General features: G+C 38.8%; 21 protein-coding genes. 17 read left to right on the forward strand and 4 right to left on the reverse strand.

The genetic code is table 11. From position 1 onward, the window contains the following. The first annotated feature begins 1,220 nt into the window (after window positions 1-1,220). Together R2Q80_RS14320 and R2Q80_RS14325 are read left to right on the forward strand one after the other, a co-directional pair. On the forward strand, window positions 1,221-1,850 hold the full coding sequence (locus tag R2Q80_RS14320) for a Crp/Fnr family transcriptional regulator (protein ID WP_316800241.1): 630 nt from the start codon (window positions 1,221-1,223) through the stop codon (window positions 1,848-1,850). A 39-nt stretch (window positions 1,851-1,889) separates the two neighbouring features. Then, a complete protein-coding gene (locus tag R2Q80_RS14325) occupies window positions 1,890-2,255 on the forward strand; it encodes a response regulator transcription factor (RefSeq protein ID WP_316800242.1) in 366 nt (121 codons plus the stop codon). A 256-nt stretch (window positions 2,256-2,511) separates the two neighbouring features. On the opposite strand, the gene R2Q80_RS14330 is transcribed toward R2Q80_RS14325, so the two are convergent. Then, a complete protein-coding gene (locus R2Q80_RS14330; RefSeq protein ID WP_316800243.1) occupies window positions 2,512-3,492 on the reverse strand; it encodes a GlxA family transcriptional regulator in 981 nt (326 codons plus the stop codon). Window positions 3,493-3,631: 139 nt separating this feature from the next. Here R2Q80_RS14330 and R2Q80_RS14335 point away from each other — a divergent pair, with 139 nt between their 5' ends. From R2Q80_RS14335 to R2Q80_RS14345, 3 genes are all read left to right on the forward strand, one after another. Next, window positions 3,632-4,060, forward strand: a complete 429-nt coding sequence (locus R2Q80_RS14335; RefSeq protein ID WP_316800244.1) for a VOC family protein — start codon at window positions 3,632-3,634, stop codon at window positions 4,058-4,060. Between the two features lie 835 nt (window positions 4,061-4,895). Beyond that, entirely contained in the window at window positions 4,896-5,627 is a 732-nt protein-coding gene (locus R2Q80_RS14340; protein WP_316800245.1) for a hypothetical protein, read from the forward strand. A gap of 98 nt (window positions 5,628-5,725) precedes the next feature. Beyond that, window positions 5,726-8,119: a TonB-dependent receptor gene (locus R2Q80_RS14345; protein WP_316800246.1), complete on the forward strand. Its 2,394-nt coding sequence runs from the start codon at window positions 5,726-5,728 to the stop codon at window positions 8,117-8,119. Window positions 8,120-8,197: 78 nt separating this feature from the next. On the opposite strand, the gene R2Q80_RS14350 is transcribed toward R2Q80_RS14345, so the two are convergent. From R2Q80_RS14350 to R2Q80_RS14355, 3 genes are all read right to left on the reverse strand, one after another. Then, window positions 8,198-9,346 (reverse strand): PepSY-associated TM helix domain-containing protein, encoded by a 1,149-nt coding sequence (locus tag R2Q80_RS14350; RefSeq protein WP_316800247.1) that lies wholly within the window; start codon window positions 9,344-9,346, stop codon window positions 8,198-8,200. Window positions 9,347-9,465: 119 nt separating this feature from the next. Then, complete coding sequence (locus R2Q80_RS21920; protein ID WP_410478745.1) at window positions 9,466-9,564, reverse strand: hypothetical protein; 99 nt, start codon at window positions 9,562-9,564, stop codon at window positions 9,466-9,468. A 143-nt stretch (window positions 9,565-9,707) separates the two neighbouring features. Further along, complete coding sequence (locus tag R2Q80_RS14355) at window positions 9,708-9,875, reverse strand: hypothetical protein (protein WP_316800248.1); 168 nt, start codon at window positions 9,873-9,875, stop codon at window positions 9,708-9,710. 178 nt (window positions 9,876-10,053) lie between these two features. Here R2Q80_RS14355 and R2Q80_RS14360 point away from each other — a divergent pair, with 178 nt between their 5' ends. The 12 genes from R2Q80_RS14360 (at window position 10,054) to R2Q80_RS14415 (ending at window position 24,244) form a co-directional block, all read left to right on the forward strand. Continuing rightward, window positions 10,054-10,656: an HD domain-containing protein gene (locus R2Q80_RS14360; RefSeq protein ID WP_316800249.1), complete on the forward strand. Its 603-nt coding sequence runs from the start codon at window positions 10,054-10,056 to the stop codon at window positions 10,654-10,656. A 46-nt stretch (window positions 10,657-10,702) separates the two neighbouring features. After that, complete coding sequence (locus R2Q80_RS14365) at window positions 10,703-11,119, forward strand: response regulator (RefSeq protein WP_316800250.1); 417 nt, start codon at window positions 10,703-10,705, stop codon at window positions 11,117-11,119. Next, window positions 11,116-11,298 carry a winged helix-turn-helix domain-containing protein gene (locus tag R2Q80_RS14370; protein ID WP_316800251.1) on the forward strand — a complete coding sequence of 61 codons (183 nt, stop codon included), beginning with the start codon at window positions 11,116-11,118 and terminating at the stop codon, window positions 11,296-11,298. The genes R2Q80_RS14365 and R2Q80_RS14370 overlap by 4 nt, the downstream gene beginning before the upstream one ends. Window positions 11,299-11,374: 76 nt before the next feature. Beyond that, complete coding sequence (locus R2Q80_RS14375) at window positions 11,375-12,637, forward strand: ATP-binding protein (RefSeq protein WP_316800252.1); 1,263 nt, start codon at window positions 11,375-11,377, stop codon at window positions 12,635-12,637. 51 nt (window positions 12,638-12,688) lie between these two features. Further along, window positions 12,689-13,096 (forward strand): hypothetical protein, encoded by a 408-nt coding sequence (locus R2Q80_RS14380; protein ID WP_316800253.1) that lies wholly within the window; start codon window positions 12,689-12,691, stop codon window positions 13,094-13,096. Window position 13,097: 1 nt separating this feature from the next. Beyond that, a complete protein-coding gene (locus tag R2Q80_RS14385; protein ID WP_316800254.1) occupies window positions 13,098-13,892 on the forward strand; it encodes a phosphatase PAP2 family protein in 795 nt (264 codons plus the stop codon). A gap of 98 nt (window positions 13,893-13,990) precedes the next feature. Next, on the forward strand, window positions 13,991-15,238 hold the full coding sequence (locus R2Q80_RS14390; protein ID WP_316800255.1) for a hypothetical protein: 1,248 nt from the start codon (window positions 13,991-13,993) through the stop codon (window positions 15,236-15,238). Next, complete coding sequence (locus R2Q80_RS14395; protein WP_316800256.1) at window positions 15,238-16,164, forward strand: efflux RND transporter periplasmic adaptor subunit; 927 nt, start codon at window positions 15,238-15,240, stop codon at window positions 16,162-16,164. Before R2Q80_RS14390 ends, R2Q80_RS14395 begins: the two co-directional genes overlap by 1 nt. 1 nt (window position 16,165) lies before the next feature. Continuing rightward, complete coding sequence (locus R2Q80_RS14400) at window positions 16,166-19,204, forward strand: efflux RND transporter permease subunit (RefSeq protein ID WP_316800257.1); 3,039 nt, start codon at window positions 16,166-16,168, stop codon at window positions 19,202-19,204. A gap of 82 nt (window positions 19,205-19,286) precedes the next feature. Then, window positions 19,287-19,412, forward strand: coding sequence for a hypothetical protein (locus tag R2Q80_RS14405; protein ID WP_316800258.1), 126 nt, complete (start codon window positions 19,287-19,289; stop codon window positions 19,410-19,412). 1,017 nt (window positions 19,413-20,429) lie between these two features. After that, window positions 20,430-22,637, forward strand: a complete 2,208-nt coding sequence (locus R2Q80_RS14410) for a TonB-dependent receptor (protein WP_316800259.1) — start codon at window positions 20,430-20,432, stop codon at window positions 22,635-22,637. A 494-nt stretch (window positions 22,638-23,131) separates the two neighbouring features. Continuing rightward, window positions 23,132-24,244: a metallophosphoesterase gene (locus tag R2Q80_RS14415; protein WP_316800260.1), complete on the forward strand. Its 1,113-nt coding sequence runs from the start codon at window positions 23,132-23,134 to the stop codon at window positions 24,242-24,244. Window positions 24,245-24,266 lie beyond the last annotated feature (22 nt).

Here is a 24,266-nt window from a genome sequence, read left to right on the forward strand (position 1 = left end):
GAAAAACGCCACTTTTTACCTTGGACAATGTGAATTTTTGATTTGTTAAATGCCCATATTCGAGACAATGAGCTTATGGTAACTGGTTCAAATTACTATGCCAACCTCCAAACTTATACAGAAAAGTCATTAGGGGTAGGGGTAAAGATTATCAGATTGTTCAAAATACTATTGCTATTTTTGATGGTATTGTCTGAAATGTAGATGGAATCAATATGTAACGGTCGTGTCCTTAAGTAAAGAGGCTTTTAATTGCTTGAATAAGAAACTAGAGATCCACTTTTTACGCAACGTCTTGACACTGTAATAAAGTTCGCGTTTTCTGCGCCTTCACATTTGGATAATAATGACAATAGTGACTTTATCATGGGCAGATAATGTAGCAAATGGAGATTTTCAAAATGTATGCAGCTATTCCAATCAAAAGTCTAAATTTAAAAGCATGATGATTCTAATAAGATCCCAAAGAGCGCAAGCGGCTTTTGGTTTTGTAATTTGCTAAATACAGGATGATAAAATTTAACTATGGTAGGCAGCCCTTTGGCCTCCCATAGTTAGCTGGTAAAAAGTCTATTGATGGTGCTCCGAGTTTTAAGTCACTAAAGAGGTGGCAATTGGTGGTATGCAAATCTACGGCTTGTTGTTAAACTATCGAATTGTCTTCGAATCTTCCTGCAAAGCTTCAACTTTGGTGACAAGGCCAAATTCCGAATAATAAGTCTATTTCACAAATAATAATTACCGAACAACGTTAGGAGATGGAAGCTAATATTTTGAGCATTTGGACAGGGAGTGGTATGCGGCCATAATTGTATCCTATATTTTCAGCAAATATGCTAACGATGCTAATATAATCCGAAGGGCAATGATAGATTTGGCGTGAATCATATGACAAGGTCCTAATAGTATGACTGCGAATTACCTTAACCATGAAAACCAACCACAACGTTTTGTAAAATTTATCTGTTTCTTCGTCATCATACACACCATATTTATAATTCAGAAATAATTCGTCAGATTTCTGGGATTGCTTTGGCGTTACATCGTATTTGAATGTAGCATATAGTGTCATAGCGATTAGCTTATTTTAGTGAAAAATAGTTTTCAGATATGAACAAAGAGAACGCATTATATGTTAAAAAAATATTTTAATTGATATTGATCAACTGTTAGGGAAAATGGCGTTTTTGTAACAATGCTTTAGTGATATTTGGTTCAACATGAACACTATTTCCGAATCTCCTGCAACCCGCTGGCTATCTCATGGAGGAACATCTCCGGTCATCCCCGTCTTCAAAGATTATCATTCGCTTAATTCACAAATGGAGGAAATTATAAATTTGCAAACCTTCCCTATAAAGTTCAGACGAAATAAATCTATCGCATCGCCATTTGAAAAAAATCATTGCACTTATTTGCTTCTAGACGGGGCTATCCATGGGTTCTTAAAAGTAGGGACAAAACATATAACCACAAGGATTGCCACCGAGGGGGAATTTGTCGGACCATTCATAGATTTGACGTTTGGCCCATCTGAAGAATATATTGAAGCAATTTCAACAGTATCCGCTATCGCAATTCCACATGAAACAATGATACATTTGTATAATAATTTCACTGAAGCAAATATTATCGGGCGTATGCTCGCAGAAGTTCAATATCGTGAAGCATCTGAAAGGGCAACTGTAGCACGTCTACCAAGTGCTAAGTTGCGCTATGAACGATTTTTAGTTAGTTACCAGCACTTGATAGAGCGAATTCCCCTGAGATATATTGCATCCTTCTTAGGAATGAGATTAGAAACCCTAAGTAGACTCCGTACGGAAATGGCTTATAAGGATAGAAAATAGATAACCGTGATAATCAATAATCTAAGGGAGACATTAGTTATGGCAAAAATATTCGTTTTAGAAGATAACCCTGCAATACGTGAGGTAGTTGAGCTTATTTTGGAAACTGCAAACTATACTGTGACCTCTTTTGCGAATGTGTCCGATTTTATGAATAGGGAGGCAAAGGAAGTCGCCGATCTATTTATTTTAGACGTAATGCTGCCTGATGGGTCTGGCATCGACGTTTGCAAGAGCATAAAATCTGATTGCATGTTATGCAATACTCCTGTGATCATTATGAGTGCCAATGCCAGTATTGAGCAAGTAAAAAAAGGGTGCGTTGCAGATGGGTTTATCCAAAAGCCTTTTGATATCGATTTTTTCTTACAGAAAGTGTGGGAGCTGATTTCCAGCTCCTTTTAGTATGCTTGCTTGTGTTTGTTCCGGTTGATATGCGTTTTGTTGCACTGATATTCACAGTTTATTTGACAAAATAATCACTAAAGTATCAAACTGCATATAAATTGATCCGCTCCTATTAAATTGAACATAGCATACATCCAAATGATATTATTTTGGAGTAAATCCAAAGGTAACAATAGAGCCATATTTAAAGATTGGCTATCTGTATTTTTAGTATTGCTTTTATTTTCTCAATATTTCTACATTAGTAAGCAGACTACTGCTCCACTACCATTTTATTATATTTATTTCTGTACTCCACAGGCGTAAGGCCTGTAATTTTTTTAAAAATGGAACGAAATGCTTTTGTATCCGAGTAGCCGACATCATGCATCACTTCGTTAATGTTTTTTCTTTTCGCTTCAAAACTTCTTTTAGCAGACTCAATTTTTATTCGATTTACATACTCCAAAACAGAATTATTGGTGGCAGTTTTGAACCGCCTCTCAAAACTTCTTATTCCTAAGCAAACCAAATCTGCCAATCCATCAACGGTTATTTTTTCGTGAACATGGTTATCTATAAATTTCTGTACCTGTTTTATAGCTTCGTCAGTATGATTTTTTTGTCCTTGAAACATTGCAAAAGCCGATTGATTTTCTCTGTCAATATCAATGGCAAAATATTTTGAAGCCAAAATTGCAGTTTGCCTGTCTGTATATTTCTCAATCAAATGCAGTAATAAATTCCAATAGGAGTTCGCACCTCCACTCGAATAGATCCTATGCTCTTCGGTAATAATGCTTCCATCTATCACCTTAACATCCGGGAACATTTCTCGAAATTCATTTTGAAACCCCCAATGAGTAGAACACTTTTTACCATCGAGTAATCCAGTGGAAGCAAGCAAAAAAGCACCAACACACAATGATGCAACTTCTGCACCGTTGTTATATTGATCAATGATCCAGGGTAGCATTTCTTTATTTCTAGCGATTGCCGTTTTCATATCCCCAAACAGAGCAGGAATAACAATTAAGTCTGTTTCCTTTACATCTTGCAAAAGTTGATTTGTATTTACAGTGTAAAGGCCATCATTCAAGGTCACTGACTTTTTTAGTCCTATCAATTTGACCTCAAATAACGGCTTTTTCTCACTATTAATCATAAACTGATTAATGGTAGAAAATAAATATTGTGGATCCGCTATAGCTTGTAAAACCGAATTTTCAGGTACAAGAATAGATACATGTTTCATATTCAAATTTTTTTCTCTACAATATAATAAATTCTGTCGCAAATCACCCTTTTCTTGTCATTCTTATACGGCATCAAATTCAAAAATAACTCGATCTTTGTATTGTTAGCTCAATTTCGGGTTAATCAAAATAAATTCTATGGCACATATCAATCCACACATTAATTTCAACGGAAATACAGAAGAAGCATTTGAATTTTACAAATCAGTATTTGGCACTGATTTCTCAGTGATAATCCGTTACAAAGATTTGTCAATTCCGGGAAATTCCATAGCAGAAACGGATGCTAATAAAATTATGCACATTGCGCTGCCGATTGGTGAAAATGTACTGATGGGCAACGACGTTCCCGAATTTATGGGCAGGGTAAATGAAAATGAAAACAGGTCTAAAATTTCTATTGGTACTGAAAGCAAAGCTGAGGCAGACAAATTATTCCATGGGCTCTCGATAGGGGGAACCATTGAAATGCCAATTGGTGATAGTCCCTGGGGTTCGTATTTTGGTATGTTCCGCGATAAATACGGCATAGAGTGGATGGTAGAATTTGATGAGAGGAAAATTTAAGCGACCAGGGAAGGAGGGCTTTTGACTTCATTTACTAGGATCAAATTAAGTGTGTCGAATGTTGATAAGGTCATATTGTTAGCAAACAATTTTGGAAAGCGCAAACTATGTCATATTATTAAATTACTTACCGAATGGAGAAAGTGCTTAAGATAAAATGTTATTTAAAATCCGATGGCAATTGTATTTAAGCACTGTCTTTAATAAGGAATGTTAGGCGGAGTAATGGCAGTACCAGCAATTGAAGATATGTCGGTTTAGAAAAATAATACAGAAGATTCAGTAATGCATTTGCATTCTATCCTATTAACACAGGTTTTGAATTAGTGAAATCTGACATGACACCCGAAGATGGCTGGTAATACGTAATGCTAACTCAAAAATGTTTGATTGAAGTAGTGAAGCTGATTAAAGCTATTTTTGATTTTATTCTGCGGGAGCAAAATTTCATCACCCCTCCAAATTACTTTTCCGAAGATGGTCATTATTTTGAGGGTTTGCGATCAGTTTGGTAATAATTTGCTACCAACTTATAAAAACCTGTTTAATTAGGACAAACCCCAAAAGCCCTCAACATTATTAGTATGCTTGTCGATCTCTCTTTTATAGTTGTTTTCCAGTGTGGTTAATTGTGGTATAGTTACCTACAGTACCTAAACCATTGTAAATGAGATAAGCTTTTTTTATAAACGTAATATTAGGATCAATGTTACATTTAATGATATTATATAACATATCAGCGTTTGTATCCTGAACCACAAAGGCTTTACAAGTTTTATAACCAAAGCTTATTAAAAATATGGATTGTTAAGCCTTTCTATTTAGTTTTGCCCTAATGAAATCACTTAACAAGACCACGCCTATCTTCGTGTATCTGCTGGTACTGTTGCCTTTTTTCAGCCATGCTAGTGCCTACTGGATGGAAATTAAGGGCAACCACAAATTAAGCAGTCAGGTAACTGTCGAGCTCATCTATGGAAATATCGATGAACTTGGCACTCGCCACCGGCAAACGGGCCAGGAACTTGTTCTGGCAGGTGAATTTAGTTTTCAACTGATCGATCCGAAAGGAAATATTAGGCCGTTAAAAATGACTAAAAAAATTGATTGCTGGAGTATGGTTTTTCTGCCAGAATTATCTGGCCAATACAGAATTATTGGCATTAATAAAACCCATCCAGTCGTCGACAGGTCTGCAACTGGAGGGGAAAGTATTCTTCCTATAGATTATCTTTGCGGCCAATACATCGCCGGCTATATATCCGAGCAACGAAAGCCTGCCCAGTTTTTGGATTTGTTGGTAAACAAACAAGGCAAAAGCATTATCGTCAATGCCTTTAGGGAAGATAAGCATGAAAAGGCCAAATCGAAGCTTCGGGTTTTCAATCCCGAGAACTGGGAAAAAAAACTTGTTGTGGATGAAAATGGCGCAGCTGTCTTTTATGCGACAGCTAAGGGAATGTACAATATCAGGCTGGATTGGAATGATCCAACGGCTGGAAAGTACAAAGGTATAGCCTACACGAGTATCCGTCACCGATGTAATTACTGCCTTTTTATAGAATAGCATTAAATGTTAGTTTTTCATGTTACGAATTTACTTAGACTAATTATAAATAATGTTTTTATATTTGCCCCGTTTAAAAAAATACAAAGCCACATTTGATGAAATATTTATACTTATTATTCACTGCATGCCTGCTTATCGCAGGCATTTCTAGTTTTGCCCAGGGGCCAGGCAAGATAGCAGGAAAGATTACTTTGGTAGACGGACAGCCTTATTCATCGGCATCTGTTTCTATATTAGAAACTGGAAAATCAACTCTTACCAATGAAACTGGAAACTATACTTTCAGCAATATTGCGCCAGGCAAATACACTGTTCGCTTCCAATTGCTTGGTAATCCGCAAAAGGACTTGACAGTGGTTGTATTACAAGGTGAGACCGCAAAACTAGACTATAAGCTTGAAAAAGAAAATGTTCAGGCGCTTCAGGAGGTTACCGTAGCAGGCGTTACCAACAAATTTACGCAGAAAGAAAGTATCTACATCGCTCGGTTGCCGCTAAAAAATCTCGAAAACCCACAGGTTTACAACGCAGTTCCCAAAGCATTGTTTCAAGAGCAAATGGCTGTGGACCTTGCAAGTATTGCCAAAAATGTACCTGGTGCTGGTATACCTATGATTGCCAATCAAGGAAGGGTTACTTTCCGTTCCCGCGGCTTTGATACCGAACCAAACGCAAGAAACGGTGTGGCTGGTGCTGCGTTTTCTTTTATCGATCCGGCAAACCTTGAGCGTATCGAAGCGATCAAAGGCCCGTCTGCAACGCTTTTCGGTAACAGCATTGCCAGTAGTTATGGTGGTTTGTACAATCGTGTAACCAAAAAACCCTTTAATGGCTTTGGTGGCGAAGTAGGTTACACCACCGGTAGCTGGAACTTTAACAGGTTAACTTTCGATGTAAATACCCCGATTAATGAAGACCGTACGGCACTATTCCGCTTAAATGGTGCCACAACCTGGGAGCATAGTTTCCAGGATTTGGGTTATACCAACAGTGTAAGTGCAGCACCGAGTTTCTCTTATCAGATTACAGATCGTTTATCAGTACTACTTGATGTAGAATTTGGCCAGGCGAAAGGGACTTCAGTAGTAAGGTTAAATCCATATGTTGCAGTGCCAGGCGGTCAAACCAGCGTAGAACGTTCAATTGCAGATATTGGATTTCCATACAACAAAACGTTTTTGAGTAATGATTTGACTTATAAAACGCAAATGATGAATATTTTCGGACAAATCAATTTTAAGATCTCAGATGAATGGACTTCTCAGACCATTCTTTCCAGGGCACGTTCATTTATTAGCGGAGATATTACGGCATTGAACGGAAGAAGTGAAACAACAATCCGCCCTAACGTCATTGTTGGTTACACCCAGTTTATAGCAACAGATTTTCAACAAAACTTTATTGGCGATTTTACAATAGCTGATCACCGCAACAGAATCGTTGTTGGTGTTGACTATTACAATAACTATAATGATTTTGATCGTGTAACGGTAAATCTTCCAGATGTTGATTTTATCAATACACCAGCAAGTTATCGCGTAAGCCAGTTTAAAGTAGATTCATTAACCTCCCGGGGCACACTTCGCAAGGAAACAAACCGCGACAATACTTACGCAGCTTACGCCTCTAATGTTTTTAATATCACCGATCAGCTGACTGCAATGGCGAGCTTAAGGGTGAACCGATATCAGTACAAGGGCGTTTATAACATTTTAACCGGATTAACTTCAGGTGGCTTAGGTGTTGGCGGTATCCAGGCAGGCCCATATAATCAAACAAGTTTTTCTCCAAAATTTGGTTTGGTATACGAAGTGTTAAAAGACCGTGTTTCACTTTTTGGTAACTACATGAATGGTTTTTTTAACAAGAGTGGGATTGCAAGAGATGGTAGTGGCTTTAAAGCGGAATATGCCGATCAGCTGGAGTTTGGGGTAAAAGGTGATTTATTTGATCATAAACTTGTAGGTACCATCAGTTATTATGATATTAAAGTAAAAAACATCCTTCGTCCAGACCCAATCGACGTCAACTACAGCGTGCAAGATGGTTCGCAATTGAGCCGGGGTTTAGAGGTGGAATTGACCGCTAACCCAATCGCAGGATTAAATATTGTTGCTGGTTATGCTTATAATGATAGTAAGGTTACTGATGCAAGTGATATCAGGAATAACGGACTTCGTCCGGGACAATCTGGTCCGCCAAATACACTAAACTTTTGGGTAAGCTATCGTTTTACAGAAGGTAAATTAAGAGGTTTGGGTACTGGTTTTGGTGGAAACACAGGAGATAAGTCTTATTATACCAATACCTACAATTCAAAATTTATTATTCCAGAATACCAAATCTTTGATGCCAGTATTTTTTACGACCACTCTAAGTTTAGAATTGGTTTTAAGGTGGATAACTTAACGAGTGAAAAAGCATGGTCGGTACGACTAACGCCACAGGCACCAGCCAGATTTACGGGGAACTTTATCCTTAAGTTTTAAAATGATAGGTTAAAGTTCAAAAAAAAATGGTGTTCAGTATAAAACTGATCGCCATTTTTTTAAATTCTTATCTGCTTGTTAAACCCTTTTTATGGTCTTTTTTCCTCTCCCAAGATAAATCAGTAGACCTGTAATTGGAAGTGATGCGGTAAGTAACGAAACTATAAACATGAGCACTTTTGTTGGCCAACCTAATATACTTCCGGTATGTATCGCCTTGTTTAACTTTCTAATCTGGCTACCAGTAGTAAGTGATGAAAAGGGGCGCTCATCAATAATTTTGCCATTTCTATTGTCGAAATAGATTTGATTAACCGTGCTGATTAATTTAGATTCATTTTCCTTGGAAACCAGTACAGGTTTATTTTTTTTGTCCGGAAAGCTGATGGTTATATTTCCCTGATAAGGATAAATGCTATCCGTTTTTGCAACAATGCCAGCATATAAATGTTCTATTTGCATTGCTTTTTCTGCTCCTTGTTTTACCACCGGTGATGTGGTGACCTTTCCGTCAATCGCTGTTAACAGCAGATTTTCCACTGCATCATAGCTCCATATTAAGCCTGTTAGGGTAATGATGACTAAGAAAATCATTGAATAAAATCCGCCAACGGCATGTAGATCCCAATTTGTTCTTTTAAATGATGCTGCAGATTTCATAACCAATCGCTGCTTTAAGACCTTCTTATTTTTTGGCCACCATAAATACATTCCGCTTAAAGCCATAAAAAAGGTGATAGCGCAAGAAATTCCAGTTATCGTTTTGCCGATTGTGCCTGCCAGTAAAAAACGATGTAAGTTAAGCACGATGGCAAAAAAACGTTTACTTTCTTTTCCTTTTGAAAGGATTGCTCCTGTATATGGATTAAGATACAAAAAATCATAACCTGTTTTTTTGGTGCCGAATGTTGCTTTTACACTATGCTCAGGCGCATTGGAAACAATCATCCTAAAGATTTTTTTCTCAGGGTAGCCCGCCTTTGCAATTGATACCAATGAATCGATTGGCAAGGGTTTATTTCCAGGTATAATTCGTTGTTCTTTCGAAAATACTACTGAGCTAATTTCGTCTTCAAACGATAAAATGCAACCCGTAATGGCAACAACAATAAGCACACCACCTGCTGCCAAGCCCAACCAGAGATGCAGAAATGATATTGTTTTACTGACAATTGACTTGCCTTTTTTTTGCTTAAGAGGTTTTGTTTTCGATTGTGTTAAGCTCATTGGCGCGGGTTATGAATACGGGTATAAGTGCAAAAGTAAATTTATTTAAAATAAATTAAAATAAGGTTTTAGTTTGGTTCTTGATCTATAATAGAAATTCTTAATTCAAATGGATAATCTTAATGCAGAATCACGATGCCCCCACCAACAATCATTAATCCGCCGATTAGCATTTTGGTTTCAATAGGTTCTTTTATAATTAAAAATGCTAATCCCATGGCTATAACCTTACTTAACTTATCAATTGGAGCTACTTTTGAAACGGCACCAGTTTCCAGCCTTGAAATAGAAGATCCAGGAGAGTCCTGTAGCTACACAGATAGTCCAAGGAAGATCAGATTGTTTTTGTTAAGTGTTTTAACTACTGAACCGCTCCGCTTGCCAGAACAGTCCCCCAGGTCAAAAAAAGAATTACAACTGTCCGAATTGCAGTAGCCAGGTTACCGTTTACCCCTTTTATTCTGATTTTTGCAAGTATTGCCGTAGCAGCGGCAAAAAAAGCCGGGAGGATTGCATAAAATTTCCACATCTTTTAATTCTTGTCCAGAAGCGAAGATAGCTATCAAATCAGTAGCTAAACTGAACTATGAATTTTATAACGTTGTCTTACTTTTCTTTCCAAAGTAACGAGAAAGATTTTCTGCGTCAGTCTTCTACAGATTTTCTCCAGAGTTGGGGACTAATATTGTATCAGATTAATTTAAGGTATGGACTATCAAGTGGAAAATTTACTCACCACCGTGGAGCGGTTTGTTGAACATAATCTCAGAGACAGACTTTCTAATCAAATGTATTTTCACAACCTCAATCACACTTTATTGGTTGTGGAAGGGGTAAAGCTTATTGGAAAGACGGAAGGACTTAGTGAGGATGAGCTATTTATATTGGTACTAGCTGCTTTTCTGCACGATGTGGGATATACCGAACAATATCGGGGGCACGAAGAAGAAAGTGCCAGGATTGCATCAGAATTATTAGGGACGAATGGGTTAGCTGTAGAAAAAATCGAGCTTGTAAAAAAATGTATTATTTCTACGAAATTTCCGCAACATCCTGCAGGGAAATTAGAAGAGGTGATTTGCGATGCAGATTTCCTCCACTTTTCGCTCCCTGACTATCAGGATTATGCAAGCCGCCTAAAAATGGAATGGGAAACGAATCTCAATCTTTTTTACAGTGATATTGAATGGGATAAATTAAATTTGAACATGTTATCAGCTCATTTATATTTTACTGATTACGGCAAAAATACACTTCAGCAACAAAAAGCATTTAATATAATGAAACTTAAAAGCCGGCTATATAACTGACTTGTAAATTAACCCATTTTGCATACAAGATGTAAATTATAAAAAAATGAAAATACTGATTGTTGAAGATGAGCATGCATTGTATGAAAGCATTTTTGCCTATTTTACCGGAGAGGGAAATATATGTGAGCATGCTCCCGATTTTGATACGGCCAGTGAAAAGATTGAACTTTATAGTTATGACTGCATCCTTTTAGATCTCGGTTTACCTGGTGGGGATGGAATGGAACTCTTATCCAAATTGAAGAAATCTAATAAAAAGGATGGTGTACTGATTATCTCTGCAAGGCACTCTTTGGACGACAGGCTTTCAGGACTTGATCTGGGAGCCGATGATTATTTAGTTAAGCCTTTTCATCTTTCAGAATTGAAGGCAAGGGTGAGTGCGATTGTACGCAGGAAAAATTTTGATGGAGACAATGTGATTACCTTCCATGAGATTAAAGTGGACGTATCGCAATGAAGGTTACCTTGAATGATAATCAACTTACTCTAACCAGAAAAGAATTTGATCTGCTTGTATATCTTTTATCAAATAAAAACAAAGTCGTAACGAAAAATGCGATGGCAGAACATCTTTGGGGCGATGAAATGGATCTGTCGGATGATTTCGATTTTATTTATACCCATGTAAAAATCTGAAAAAGAAACTAGCCGAAACAGGTGCAAAGGATTATATTAAATCTATTTATGGCATTGGTTATAAATTTACAGATGCATGAAGCTTTCTACCCGCTATAACAGGGTCAATATCCTGACCTCTTCCGTTATCCTGGTGATCACCGGCATCATCTATTATTTTTTTATTCACCTGATCCTGACCAATAAACTGGACAAGGATTTAGCGGTAGAGGAAAATGAGATCAGGCAATACACTAGGACTTATCAAAAGCTGCCCCTGCCTGCGAGTTATCTCGATCAGCAGGTTTCCTATCGCAAATTGCCCGCAGAAGCGAACGATATCCGGGAATTTAGCAATACGACCTACTTAAACCAAAATGAGAACGAGCAGGAACCGGGAAGAAGTCTGGTTACGACCCTTAGGCTAAAAGGCCAGAGCATTCAGGTAACCATTACTAAATCAAGGGTAGAGTCGGAAGACCTGGTGAGGGTGATCCTGCTGATTACTTTAGGGGTGACGCTAATTTTGCTCGTTTCCCTATTTATAATTAATCGTTTTGTAATGAGTAGACTCTGGATGCCTTTTTACAACACACTGAAAAGAATGAAATCCTTTGAAGTGACCAAAATGGAATCACTAAACAGCGATACCACAAAAATAGATGAATTCATTGAGCTTAATCAATCGGTAAATGCCATGGCCGACAGGGTGAAGCAGGATTACAGGGAGCTTAAGAGTTTCACAGACAACGCATCGCACGAGATGATGACACCCCTGGCGGTGATTAATTCGAAACTTGACTCGCTTCTGCAAACAGAACCCTTTACCGCACAGCAAGGCACACTGCTAGAAGATATCTATCAGGCAACGGGCAGGCTTTCGCGGCTTCATCAATCCCTTCTGCTGCTGGCTAAAATCGAAAACAACTTGATTACCGATACACAGGAAATTGATCTTAAAATTTTAATAGAATCCAAGATAAGACAGTTTCATGAACTTTTTGAGAGAGATAGTTTGACTACCAAAATTAAATTGAACCATAAAACAGTCATCATGAGCCGATATCTTGCAGATATTTTGTTAAATAATCTCTTTAGTAATGCAGTAAGACATAATCAACGTGGTGGAACGATTTGGATCGAGCTCACTGAAGCTGCACTTGTTATGTCCAACACAGGAAAGGATTTTAGTGGTAAAAACAGGCTCTTTGACAGGTTCTCGAAATCAAACGAATCTGAAGGTATGGGACTTGGCTTGGCCATTACAAAACAAGTTTGTAACCTTTATGGTTATCAGATCAATTACCAGCAAATAAACGAAATACATATTTTTTCTGTTTTTTTTAATCCTGCATCTTAACTACAGAATTCCTACATAATTGCTTTTTAGTTTTGATAAAAAATAAAAACTATGAAAAAGATTTTAGGAATTTTTTTATTGATGGGCGGTATGGTTACCGCTACATTCGCACAGAAAGTTGCAGATGCAAAATTACCGGCTGCAGTTAAAACTGCTTTTATAAAAAGTCACCCTGGAGTTAAGGTAAACTGGGAGATGGAAAAACAAAATTACGAGGCTGGTTTTACTTTAAATGGTAAGGAAACCTCCGAAGTCTATTCAGCAGCGGGGTCTTTATTGGAAACGGAAGTTTCTATCAAAGCCAGTGAGTTTCCAGCCGCTGTAATGGCTAAGTTAAAAGGTATGAAAGTAGCCGAGGCTGCTAAAATTACCAAAGCTGATGGCAGTGTAAGTTATGAGGCTGAAGTAAAAGGAAAAGATTTACTGTTTGATGCAAAAGGTAACCCTATAAAACCTTAGTATGGCAAAGTATTTTTACCTAATGTTGCTGTTCACAGCAGCAACATTATCTTCTTTTGCGCAAAGTATAGATTCGTTAAAAACCGCTTTAACTCCAGATTCATTAGGAAGATGGTATTCAGGTAATCCTGTTCCAAAGAATAAATTTAAAATAGCCTCATTCATCGCCCCAGCTGTTCTGGCGGGTTATGGTTTTGCAGCTGTTTATGATAATGGTGCCTTAAAACAACTGGATTTGAGTACAAAAGCTGAACTACAGGAAGACCATCCTTTGTTCGCAGCACATGTTGATGACTATTTACAGTTTGCACCGGCGGCTGCTGTTTATGCGCTTAATCTTTCAGGCGTAAAAGGTAAACATAATCTGTTTGATGCTTCTATGCTTTATGTAACGTCTGCTGCGATTATGGGGGTTTCTACTCATTTTGTTAAGCAGGGCGTTGGCAGGGAACGTCCCAATGGAAACGGCGAAAATTCATTTCCTTCTGGCCATACTGCATCTGCTTTTATGGCTGCAGAATTTTTGCATCAGGAATATAAGGATGTTAACCCCTGGATTGGCTATGCAGGATACTTCGTAGCCACCGCCACTGGAACATTAAGGATGTACAACAATAAACACTGGTTTAGTGATGTTGTCGCCGGTGCCGGATTTGGAATTGCCTCGACTAAGATTGCATACCTCATTTATCCTTATATGAAACAAATTTTCAATAAAAAGAAAGATAGCAAATTTACTTTGATGCCCTTTTACCAACCTGGAGCATCGGGTTTAATGCTATCCGGAAGATTTTAGATTTATAAAAAACTCCATTTAACTATTCCAAAAGTAATGCCCGGCTAAACTTTTGGCAGAATTGCGCAAGTTTTACCTAACGGAATAAATTTTAACAAATGAGAACGAAATTCAAATATTTTTCCATTGTTATACTTCTTAGCGCTTCACTTTTTGCAAAAGCGCAGGAACCAACAAAAAATCTTGATTTTTTTCTTAATCAGGCAAAAATTTCAAGTCCTGTACTAAAGGATTTGGAAAACAAGCGTAAATCTGCAGGCATAGATAGTCTGATTGTGAGGGCAACGGGAAAACCTCAGGTCACGGGATCTTCAAGCGGATTATATGCACCCATTATTCGTAGTTATGGGTATGATGAAGTCATTACCAACGGTCAATCGTTAGATGCTTTACTCAATGTGAATTATGATTTACTGAATAAAAAACGTATTAAAAACCAGTTACAAGGCGTAAAATTGCAGAGCGATTCCATCAGGTATGCAAGTCAAGCGTCGACATTCGATTTAAATCGATCCATTGCCGACCAATATATTCTGGCTTTTGCCAGTCAAGATCAAGTTGATTTTAATAATGAAGTAGTTATCTTATTGCGAAAAGAAGAGGCTTTGCTTAAAACTTTAACCAGAAGTAATATTTACAAACAATCAGAATATTTAACCTTTTTGGTTACCCTGCAACAGCAGGAATTAAGCTTACAACAAGCAGTTTTGCAACATAAAAATGATTTGGCCACGCTAAATTACTTATCCGGAATTACCGATACCGCACTTGTTCATTTGGAAGAACCAATGCTTAAGTCGGAAAAATTGTTTGCCGAAGCTGGTTTTTTTAAAAAGAAATTTGAATTGGATAGTTTGAAGAACGAAAATCAAAGGAATTCGATCATGCTAAATTATCAACCAAAACTTGGCGTGTATGCCAATGGCGGTTATAACTCATCTTTAGCACTCCAGCCCTACAAAAACTTCGGTGCTAGCGTGGGTTTTACATTCTCTGTTCCGATTTACGATGGTCATCAAAAGAAAATGCAATTTAATAAACTGGATCTTGCCTCAGAAACCATATCAAATTACAGAACATTTTTTGTTAGGCAACAAACACAACAGCTCAATTTAATTCGTCAGCAAATTGAGCAAACCAATTCGCTTTTTGGAAAAATCAACGATCAAATCAGGTTTAGTAAAGGATTGATTGATGTGGATAGTAAACTGATGCATACAGGCGATTTGCGGGTGGCTGATTTTGTAATTGCCATTAACAATTATATGTCTGCACAAAATCTGCTGAGACAAACTACTATAAGTCGCTTAAAACTGATTAATCAATATAATTATTGGAACCGATAATGAAAAAATATTTAAAATTGATTTATGCCAGCATCGCTGTTGCAATTACACTTTCTTCTTGTAGCAGTTCAGCACCTGAAACTACAGCAGATACGCCATCTCCAGTTACACCAGTACAAATTACACATGTGAGCGATAGTTCACTGGTTGAATATATTGAGCTTTCTGCAACGTCTGCTTATTTAGAAAAGAGCTTTGTTAAAGCAAACATCAATGGTTATATCGAAAAAACTAACGCACAAACTGGTCAAAAAGTAGGCAGCGGGCAAAATCTTTTCACACTGATTACCAAAGAAGCAAGATCGATTGGCAATACCATTAATAAGCTCGATCCTGGTTTTAAGTTTTCAGGGATTTCAAATATTAGTGCAGAACAAGGCGGAATTATCGTTCAGGTTAATCATCAAAAAGGCGATTATGTGCAAGATGGTGAGGCTTTGGCAACCGTCAGCAATCGTAATAGTTTAGTGTTTTTGTTAGATCTTCCCTACGAGCTTAATCAAATCATTAAGCAAAACGGAAACCTGAATGTATTGCTACCCGATGGGACCTCATTAACAGGTTCTGTTTCCGGAACAATGCCTGCGGTTGATTCATTAGCGCAAACTCAGCGATATATTATTCAAGTTCCATCAGGCAAAGATATTCCAGAGGGGTTAATTGCAAAGGTAAAACTGAGCAAACTCAGCCATCCAAACGCCCAGGTTCTGCCAAAATCTGCGGTATTAGCCAACGAAACGGAAGATGAATTTTGGGTAATGAAACTCATTAACGATTCTACAGCGATAAAAGTAAATGTGAGGAAAGGCATCGAAAACAGCAGTACGACGGAAGTGTTGAGTCCGAAGTTTTCCACAATTGATAGAATTATCACATCAGGTAACTACGGAATTGCCGATACAGCAAAAGTTAAGATTCAGAAATAGCATGCAAAACTTTTTTATTTCTCATAGAAATCCTATTCTGGCTGTACTCATTATTATTCTGGTTGGAGGCGTTTATTCTTTTCAGCAACTGAAAACCGGGCTTTTCCCCGAAATCACTTTTCCGAAGATTAAAATTATTGCTGACGCTGAGCTGCAACCAGTTGATAGAATGGTGGTTACGGTTACACGTCCGTTGGAAAATGCGGTAAAGCAAGTGCCAAATCTACAATTGGTAAGGAGTACAACCAGTCGTGGAAGTTGCGAGCTTTCGGCATTTATGAATCCTGGAGCAGATATCAATTTAAGCCAGCAACAAATCGAATCGCAGATTGCAAAAATCAGCGCAACATTACCGGCAGGGGTAAATATCTCGGTTGAGAAAATGAACCCCTCCATTTTGCCCATTAGCGGCTATAGCTTGGAGAGCCATAAATATTCGCCTGCAGAACTGAAAAAGATTGCCACTTATACCGTGAAACCTTTTCTTTCACAAGTTACCGGTGTATCTGAAATTCGGGTTATTGGAGGGAAAAGCAAGGAATTTTGGCTGGAACTTGATGTATCCAAAATGCAAACGCTAGGCATATCACCAGATCAAATTAGTAATGTACTATCACAAACCAATTTTATAAAATCGAACGGTTATTTAGCCGACCATAATTATTTATACCTTTCAGTTACCGATGCAACGGTAAAAACCAAAACAGACCTCGAAAACCTTGTACTCACCAGGAAAGGTAACCGAATTGTAAAAGTAAGTGATATTGCCAAAGTTAGCATACAACAAAGTGTAGAATACACCAGGATAAATGCAAATGGTAAAGACGGAATTCTGATTGCAGTTATCAAACAGCCTAACGCCAACCTTGTTGACCTTTCGAGCCAAATGGCCACAAAGGTTAGTCAGCTCGCAACCATACTTCCTGCGGGGATCACCATCAAGCCCTATTATGTGCAGGCCGATTTTATAAACGAATCGGTCAAAAGCGTTCGCGATAGTATATGGATAGGATTAGTACTGGCCATCATTGTCGCCATTATTTTTCTGCGTTCAATTAAAGCCAGCACAACCATCCTCATCACTATACCGGTTACGCTTTGCTTAAGCGTAATTGTACTTTATTTCATCGGTTACTCTCTAAATATCATGACTTTGGGCGCTATTGCAGCGGCTATTGGATTAATTATTGATGATGCTATAGTGGTAGTAGAACAAATCCATCGTACACACGAGGAGCATCCTGATGAACCTACAGTTCCTTTACTTGGAAGGGCGATTCATTATCTTTTTCCCGCAATGCTCGGTTCATCGATTTGTACTATTGTAATTTTCTTGCCTTTCGTACTGATGACAGGGGTTGCAGGGTCTTATTTCCAGGTAATGACCAATACGATGATTATTACCCTGGTTTGCTCGTTTTTTGTAACCTGGATTGGCTTACCCGTAATTTATCTGTTGCTCACAAAAGATTCACACAATAATGCATCAGGCAGGCAAGCTACCCGTCATGAAGTTAAGCCACAAAAATGGGTGCGTTATTTTATTCAGCGACCGTATATCAGTTTTGTTTTTATATTGATCTTAATAGTTTCCATTGCAGTCGTTTTTCCTCGCTTACAAACAGGATTTTTACCAGAAATGGATGAGGGGAGTATTGTTTTGGATTACGCATCGCCTCCAGGAACATCGCTTGAAGAAACCGATAGGATGTTGAAAGAGGTGGAGAAAGAAATTGTTAAAATACCTGATGTGCAGGCTTATTCGAGAAGAACGGGAACACAAATGGGCTTTTTCATTACCGAGCCTAATACAGGGGATTACCTCATTCAACTTAAAGCCAACAGAACAAAAAGTACAGATGAGGTGATTTCTGAGATCAGAACACATGTTGAAAGTACACAGCCTGCATTAGTGGTGGATTTTGGCCAGGTGATTGGCGATATGCTTGGAGACTTAATGAGTTCGACTCAGCCAATCGAGATTAAAATTTTTGGTAACGACCAGCAAAAATTACAGGGCTTATCAAAACAGGTAGCAAATTTGGTTTCCAAGATAAGTGGAACAGTTGATGTGTTTGATGGGATTGTATTATCTGGCCCATCCGTAAATGTCCAGCCTGATTTTGCTATGCTTGCTCAATATGGTATGACGCCTGCATCGTTTCAGTTGCAGGTTCAAACGGGCATCCAAGGTAATATGATCGGTGATTTGTATGATAAACAACAACTTTCTCCCATCCGAATGGTTTATCCAGGTAGTAGAAAATTTAGTATTTCTGATATCTCTAGGATGAAGATTTTTTTGCCTGATGGAACTGCCATTCCAATTCAGAATTTAGCTAAAGTTGAGCTGAAACCAGGTAGTGCTGAAGTGGAAAGGGAAAACCTGCAAACCATTGGTGCCATTACTGCCAGATTAGATAACCGGGATTTGGGAAGTGTAATGAATGATATACAGTCAGCGATCAAATCAAAAGTAAATCTGCCCTCAGGATATCACATTGAATATGGCGGTGCTTATAAGGAGCAACAACAATCTTTTTCTGAATTATTGACTATCCTTATTGCATCAAGTTTGCTTGTTTTTAGTGTTATTTTATTCCTTTTCAAGGATTTTAAAATAGCATTTTTAATTCTCCTGATTTCAGTTCTGGGTATTTCAGGCAGCTATTTGGCACTGTTTATAACGGCAACGCCATTAAACGTAGGTAGTTATACAGGGTTGATTATGATTGTGGGGATTATCGGTGAAAATGCAATTTTTACTTTCTTACAGTTTAAGCAATCCTTGCATGATAAAGAAGTAGATGAAGCGATCACTTTCGCTATTTCGACACGGTTAAGGCCTAAATTGATGACCGCACTAGGGGCGATTATTGCACTGATGCCACTGGCTTTAGGAATAGGTGCTGGTGCACAACTTCACCAACCATTGGCAATTGCTGTAATCGGAGGATTTATTGTAGCGTTGCCGCTATTACTAATTGCCCTTCCCAGTCTGATCTGTAAGTTGTATTCAAAAAAACACTTGAAAATTTAACTCAAAAATAAAATAAGACAGGCATAATTTTTAAAATCACCCAGTGTAATGACGATCAGGATGACTGCATCAAAAAAAACAGATGAAAAAGAAAATTTTGACAATGGCTTTGCTGTTCGCAACAGGTATATCGGTAAAAGTACAAAAGAAAACAGGAATTCATCTATTGGCTACCCACAACATAGGAAGCGGTGGAGGAAAGTGTTAACATACCGTATATCATTAAAATAGTATTTTTTTGTGTTTTTCGCGTAACACAGGTAGATGTATTAAATAAATCAACTGGCAATTCAATTCGTATAATCCATAATCCTCAAGGTGTACATGGAATAGATGTAGTAAGTGTTTCAGTCGAAGGATTTTCGACTAATGGTAAATCGGCTACATGTTCTGTTTTTGCTTAAGGAAACTAGCTTAAAAATCGCAGCTTAATGTTGGCTAAAACCCTGGTACCACCTTTAATGATAAATATTCACAGACAGTATATGTTTTAATTGGAAAAAGCCATAATGTCACTGTTGCTTATCCTCAAACCCATAAAGTTGTAGCCACTATTTCATTAGATGCAAAACCCGAGGTTGGTGTATCCTATAGAAAACGGAAATCTTTGTAACTATTTAAGATACAAATGAGACTGTTTGTTTGATGGATAAAGGTTCAAAGTGCTATCTAGATATAAACTTGAAGGGAAGAGCCATTAGGTTTGGTAATTCACCGGGGGCTAATCCGAGATTGTTTGCGATTTGTTCCAATAAGGTCATGCCTGTTTTAGATGCGAAAACCGGTAAACATATTGCAAATTGTCAATCGGTGATGGTGCTGACGGAGTGGTTATTCCCTGATAGGCCGGTCCAAAAGGCTTGTAAAAGGGTTCGATCCAATTGCAGTGAATATCCCTATAACGCCGCACATTCCTTTTCAAGTCCGCGGGCACATGCCGAGTAGCGGTTATGGGCTATACCGGGGTAAAGCCAGAGGATTTTCATTTGACGCACAAAACGATGAACTATTAAAGGCCTTTTAGATCGAAAAGCAGCCATTTGCAGCACGGTTTGACCCTTGGATTTATCAGTGTCACATAGAATTCGGAGGCGCTGATTTAAAATGGTTCTATGTTTTACTGGGGCTGCTTCCGGGACTGCTTTCGCTAACCGGAGCAACGCTCCGGATGAAAAGAAAGCGTTACCTGTAGCAAAACTTCTTCGCAATATGTAATTTCGCGGGCATGAAGATATTCTACGCCATTGTATTTAGTTTTTGTTTTTCTACATTGTCTGCGCAGACCTTTAAGGGAAAAGTAGTTTCCCCGGAACAGAAGCCGCTTGAAGACGTATACCTGCAGAACCTTCGCAATAACAAGCATGCCCATTCCAATGAATCAGGGCTGTTCCTGATGAAGGATTCCAGGCCTGGCGATTCGCTTCGCGTGACGCTGCTTGGCTATCAGCCTAGAGTGTTTATTGTGGGTGCAATCGAAAATGCAATTACCCTATACCCTTCAAACTTCCAGCTCGACGAGGTCGTGGTTTCTGAAGGCGTCAACCACCTCTCTTCGGTAGCGGCCGTGGATATTGAGACCGGGCCCGTGAATTCTTCTCAGGAACTCCTGAGAAAAGTACCGGGGCTATTTATCGGCCAACACGCAGGTGGCGGCAAGGCCGAGCAATTATTCCTTAGGGGATTTGACCTCGACCATGGTACCGATATCAATATCAGCGTTGATGGTATGCCCGTTAACATGGTCAGCCATGCACATGGTCAGGGATATGCCGACCTACATTTTCTTATTCCCGAACTGGTGGAAAAGATAGACTTTGACAAAGGTCCATATCATGCCGATAAGGGTAACCTCGCAACGGCAGGGTACGTCGCCTTCCAGACCAAAGATCGTTTGGATGAAAATACAATAAGTGTAGAAGCGGGAAGATTCAACACTTTCAAAGGTTTGGGGATGTTTAATCTTCTAAACGATGAAAAACAATCTGCATACCTGGCCGGAAACTACCTGAAAACAGATGGCCCATTTGAGGCCAGTCAGGATTTCAAAAGATTGAATCTCACGGGTAAATACACGAGATTATTTCAAAACCAGGATAAGTTAAGCTTTTCTGCGATGCATTTCAACAGCTCGTGGCTGGCCTCGGGCCAGATCCCACAGCGTGCTGTTGACCAGGGGCTGATCGGAAGGTTTGGAGCGATTGATGCCAATGAGGGCGGAAAGACAAGTAGGACAAACCTGAATCTGAAGTATGACAAGTTCATCAATGAATCTACGAATTTAAAGAGCAGTGCATTTTACAACCGTTATGATTTCGAACTCTATAGCAATTTTACCTTTTTTCTGAATGATCCTATCAATGGCGACCAGATTAAGCAAAAAGAAGGCAGAAATATCTATGGGTTTCAATCGGTCTTACATAAAAAATATAGTTCTGCCGGAGCAGATTACGGGCTGCAGATTGGTGCCGGGCTTCGGGGAGATGTGGTGAATGATATTGAACTATCCCATACCTTGAACAGAACAACCACCCTCGAGCGGATCCAGTTTGGTGACGTTCGTGAGCTTAATACCTACGCCTTTATCAATGCTGAAATAGATTTGGGTAAGCTTATGATCAATCCGGCTTTGAGACTGGATTACTTTGACTTCAGGTATATTGACCATTTGAATGACAACCTTCAATCCTTAACGAGAAAATCGACCTTAAGCCCAAAACTGAATTTTATATATAACCAGAATAAAGACCTGCAATTTTTCCTGAAACTCGGCAAGGCATTCCATAGCAACGATACCAGGGTAGTTACCGCCCAGACCACCAAACAGATTCTTCCAGCCGCTTATGGCGCAGACCTGGGCGCAAGCTGGAAACCTGTACCCAGACTGATCATCAATGCTGCACTTTGGTACCTTTATCTCCAGCAGGAATTTGTTTACGTAGGTGATGAAGGGGTTATCGAACCAAGTGGCAGAACGGCAAGAAAGGGTATCGATTTCGGAATGCGCTACCAAATAAACAACTGGCTGTTCCTCAATGGTGACATCACCTACAACCATGGTCGGGCACTTGATGAACAGCAGGGCGCAAACTATATTCCCCTTGCGCCACCATTTACCTTTACCGGCGGATTGAGTATCAGGGAACTGGCCAGATTTTCTGGCAGCATAAAAGTACGCTATCTCGCATCCCGCCCCGCCAACGAAAACAATTCCATCATTGCCAAAGGCTATTTCATCACCGATGCAAATCTCAACTATACATGGAAGCGTTTTACCATTGGCATCATCACCGAGAATATTTTCGATCGGGCCTGGAACGAAACTCAGTTTGCAACGGAATCGAGATTGAATAATGAAACATTCCCGGTGGATGAAATCCATTTCACACCTGGTACTCCATTTAATGTTAGAGCAACAGTATCTATGAGGTTTTAATTTTCCAGGCTTTTAGTTGCATATTAAGAATGATAGACTGAAAACGTTTTGAATATTCGAATATGATTTAAACATCGGTTAACAAAATTTGGCTAAAGGTTGCATGTCTTGTTTATACCGAAATTTAAAAACACTAAATGTTAGCCATTTCTGATATTATTCTACAACAATTCGTGTTGTGGAAATACAAAACTATATGCAAGCTTATCACTGTAACTTAAAGCAACCGTAGTCAAGCAACAATAAGGGTGGTGGAGTGGGTCTTTTCCAAACCCCTCCCTTATCCCTCAAACTGCTACAGGATTTTTCGCCTGTTATTTTACCGTTACCAAAAACAAACATCCTCTGGGTACTTTTTCGGGGTTATTCAACTCTAAATGTGTTCTACCTCTATAATGAACAAATATCAAGAGTTATTTGCTTTTGGTTCTTCCAGTTAAGAACAAATAATTACTTTTGTGCTGCTTTTTCTTTGATTACATAAGTATTGTCCAATGAACAAATTTGTAGTAGTTGCCGCAGTTATCTTGATTGCGCTTTTTGTTTTCTTAAGATATCGTTTGACGGGGATTGGTCATGCTGCCTGGATGATATCAGGGGTGGTGACAGCCTTGTTAGTACTTTATCCATTAGTTTGGTACGATGTACTGCCAGAGAGGATAAACAAAATTACGAGGGTGGTAACGCACTTTGACATGGGGTTATTGGGTTTGATATTTGTCTTTATTATAATTCGTGATATCGTCTTTGTGCCCCTGTCTTTTGCTAAGCCCGGCTTTTTTGATCCGGTATTCTCTGGTTTAGCTACAATCCTTATTTTCGGTGTTTCCTTATTGCTATTAATGCTGGGCTACAGGCATGCTCAGGCAGGTCCGGTGATTAAATATGTGGATATACCTGTCTTGAACTTAGCGCCATCCCTGCAAGACTATACCATTCTTCAAATCAGTGACCTTCATGCCGGCCCGGCTATAGATCGGCATTACGTGGAGAATGTAATTAAAAAAGTAAAGAACATTAAAGTGGATATCATCGCCTTAACCGGCGATATTGCTGATGGTAAATTTTCTAAATATCACAATCGCATTGCACCCATTGCCGAACTTCATGATAAAGCACAAGTATTATATATTCCAGGCAATCATGAATATCTTAAGGATACCGGAGAATGGCGTAGCCACTTTGAGCGTATGGGCTTCAAGTCCCTTTTCAACTCGCATATCGTTGTAAATCATAATACAGCAAAATTGCTTTTCGCGGGAATCATTGATCCAGAGGTGAAAGATGTTGATCCCACTCAAAAGCCAGATATTCAGTTGGCTATGAGAAATGCGAAGCCCGCTGATTTAAAAATCCTGCTTTCCCACCGCCCGGATGTAGCGAATGAGGCTGCTGCGATTTTCGACCTGCAGCTCTCAGGACATACACATGCCGGACAATTACTACCCTGGAGCCTGTTCATGAAAGCGTTCAAGCCCTTCGCTGTAGGGTTGAATAAGTGTGGGAAAATGTGGGTTTATACTAATCCTGGTACAGGTTTCTGGGGTCCACCAATTCGGCTTGGCACTACATCTGAGATAACTGTTTTAAAGCTTGTTAAAGGTTAGTTTTTGACATATGAATTTATTA

It is taken from the genome of Pedobacter frigidisoli (assembly GCF_032678525.1).
Lineage (GTDB): Bacteria > Bacteroidota > Bacteroidia > Sphingobacteriales > Sphingobacteriaceae > Pedobacter > Pedobacter frigidisoli_A.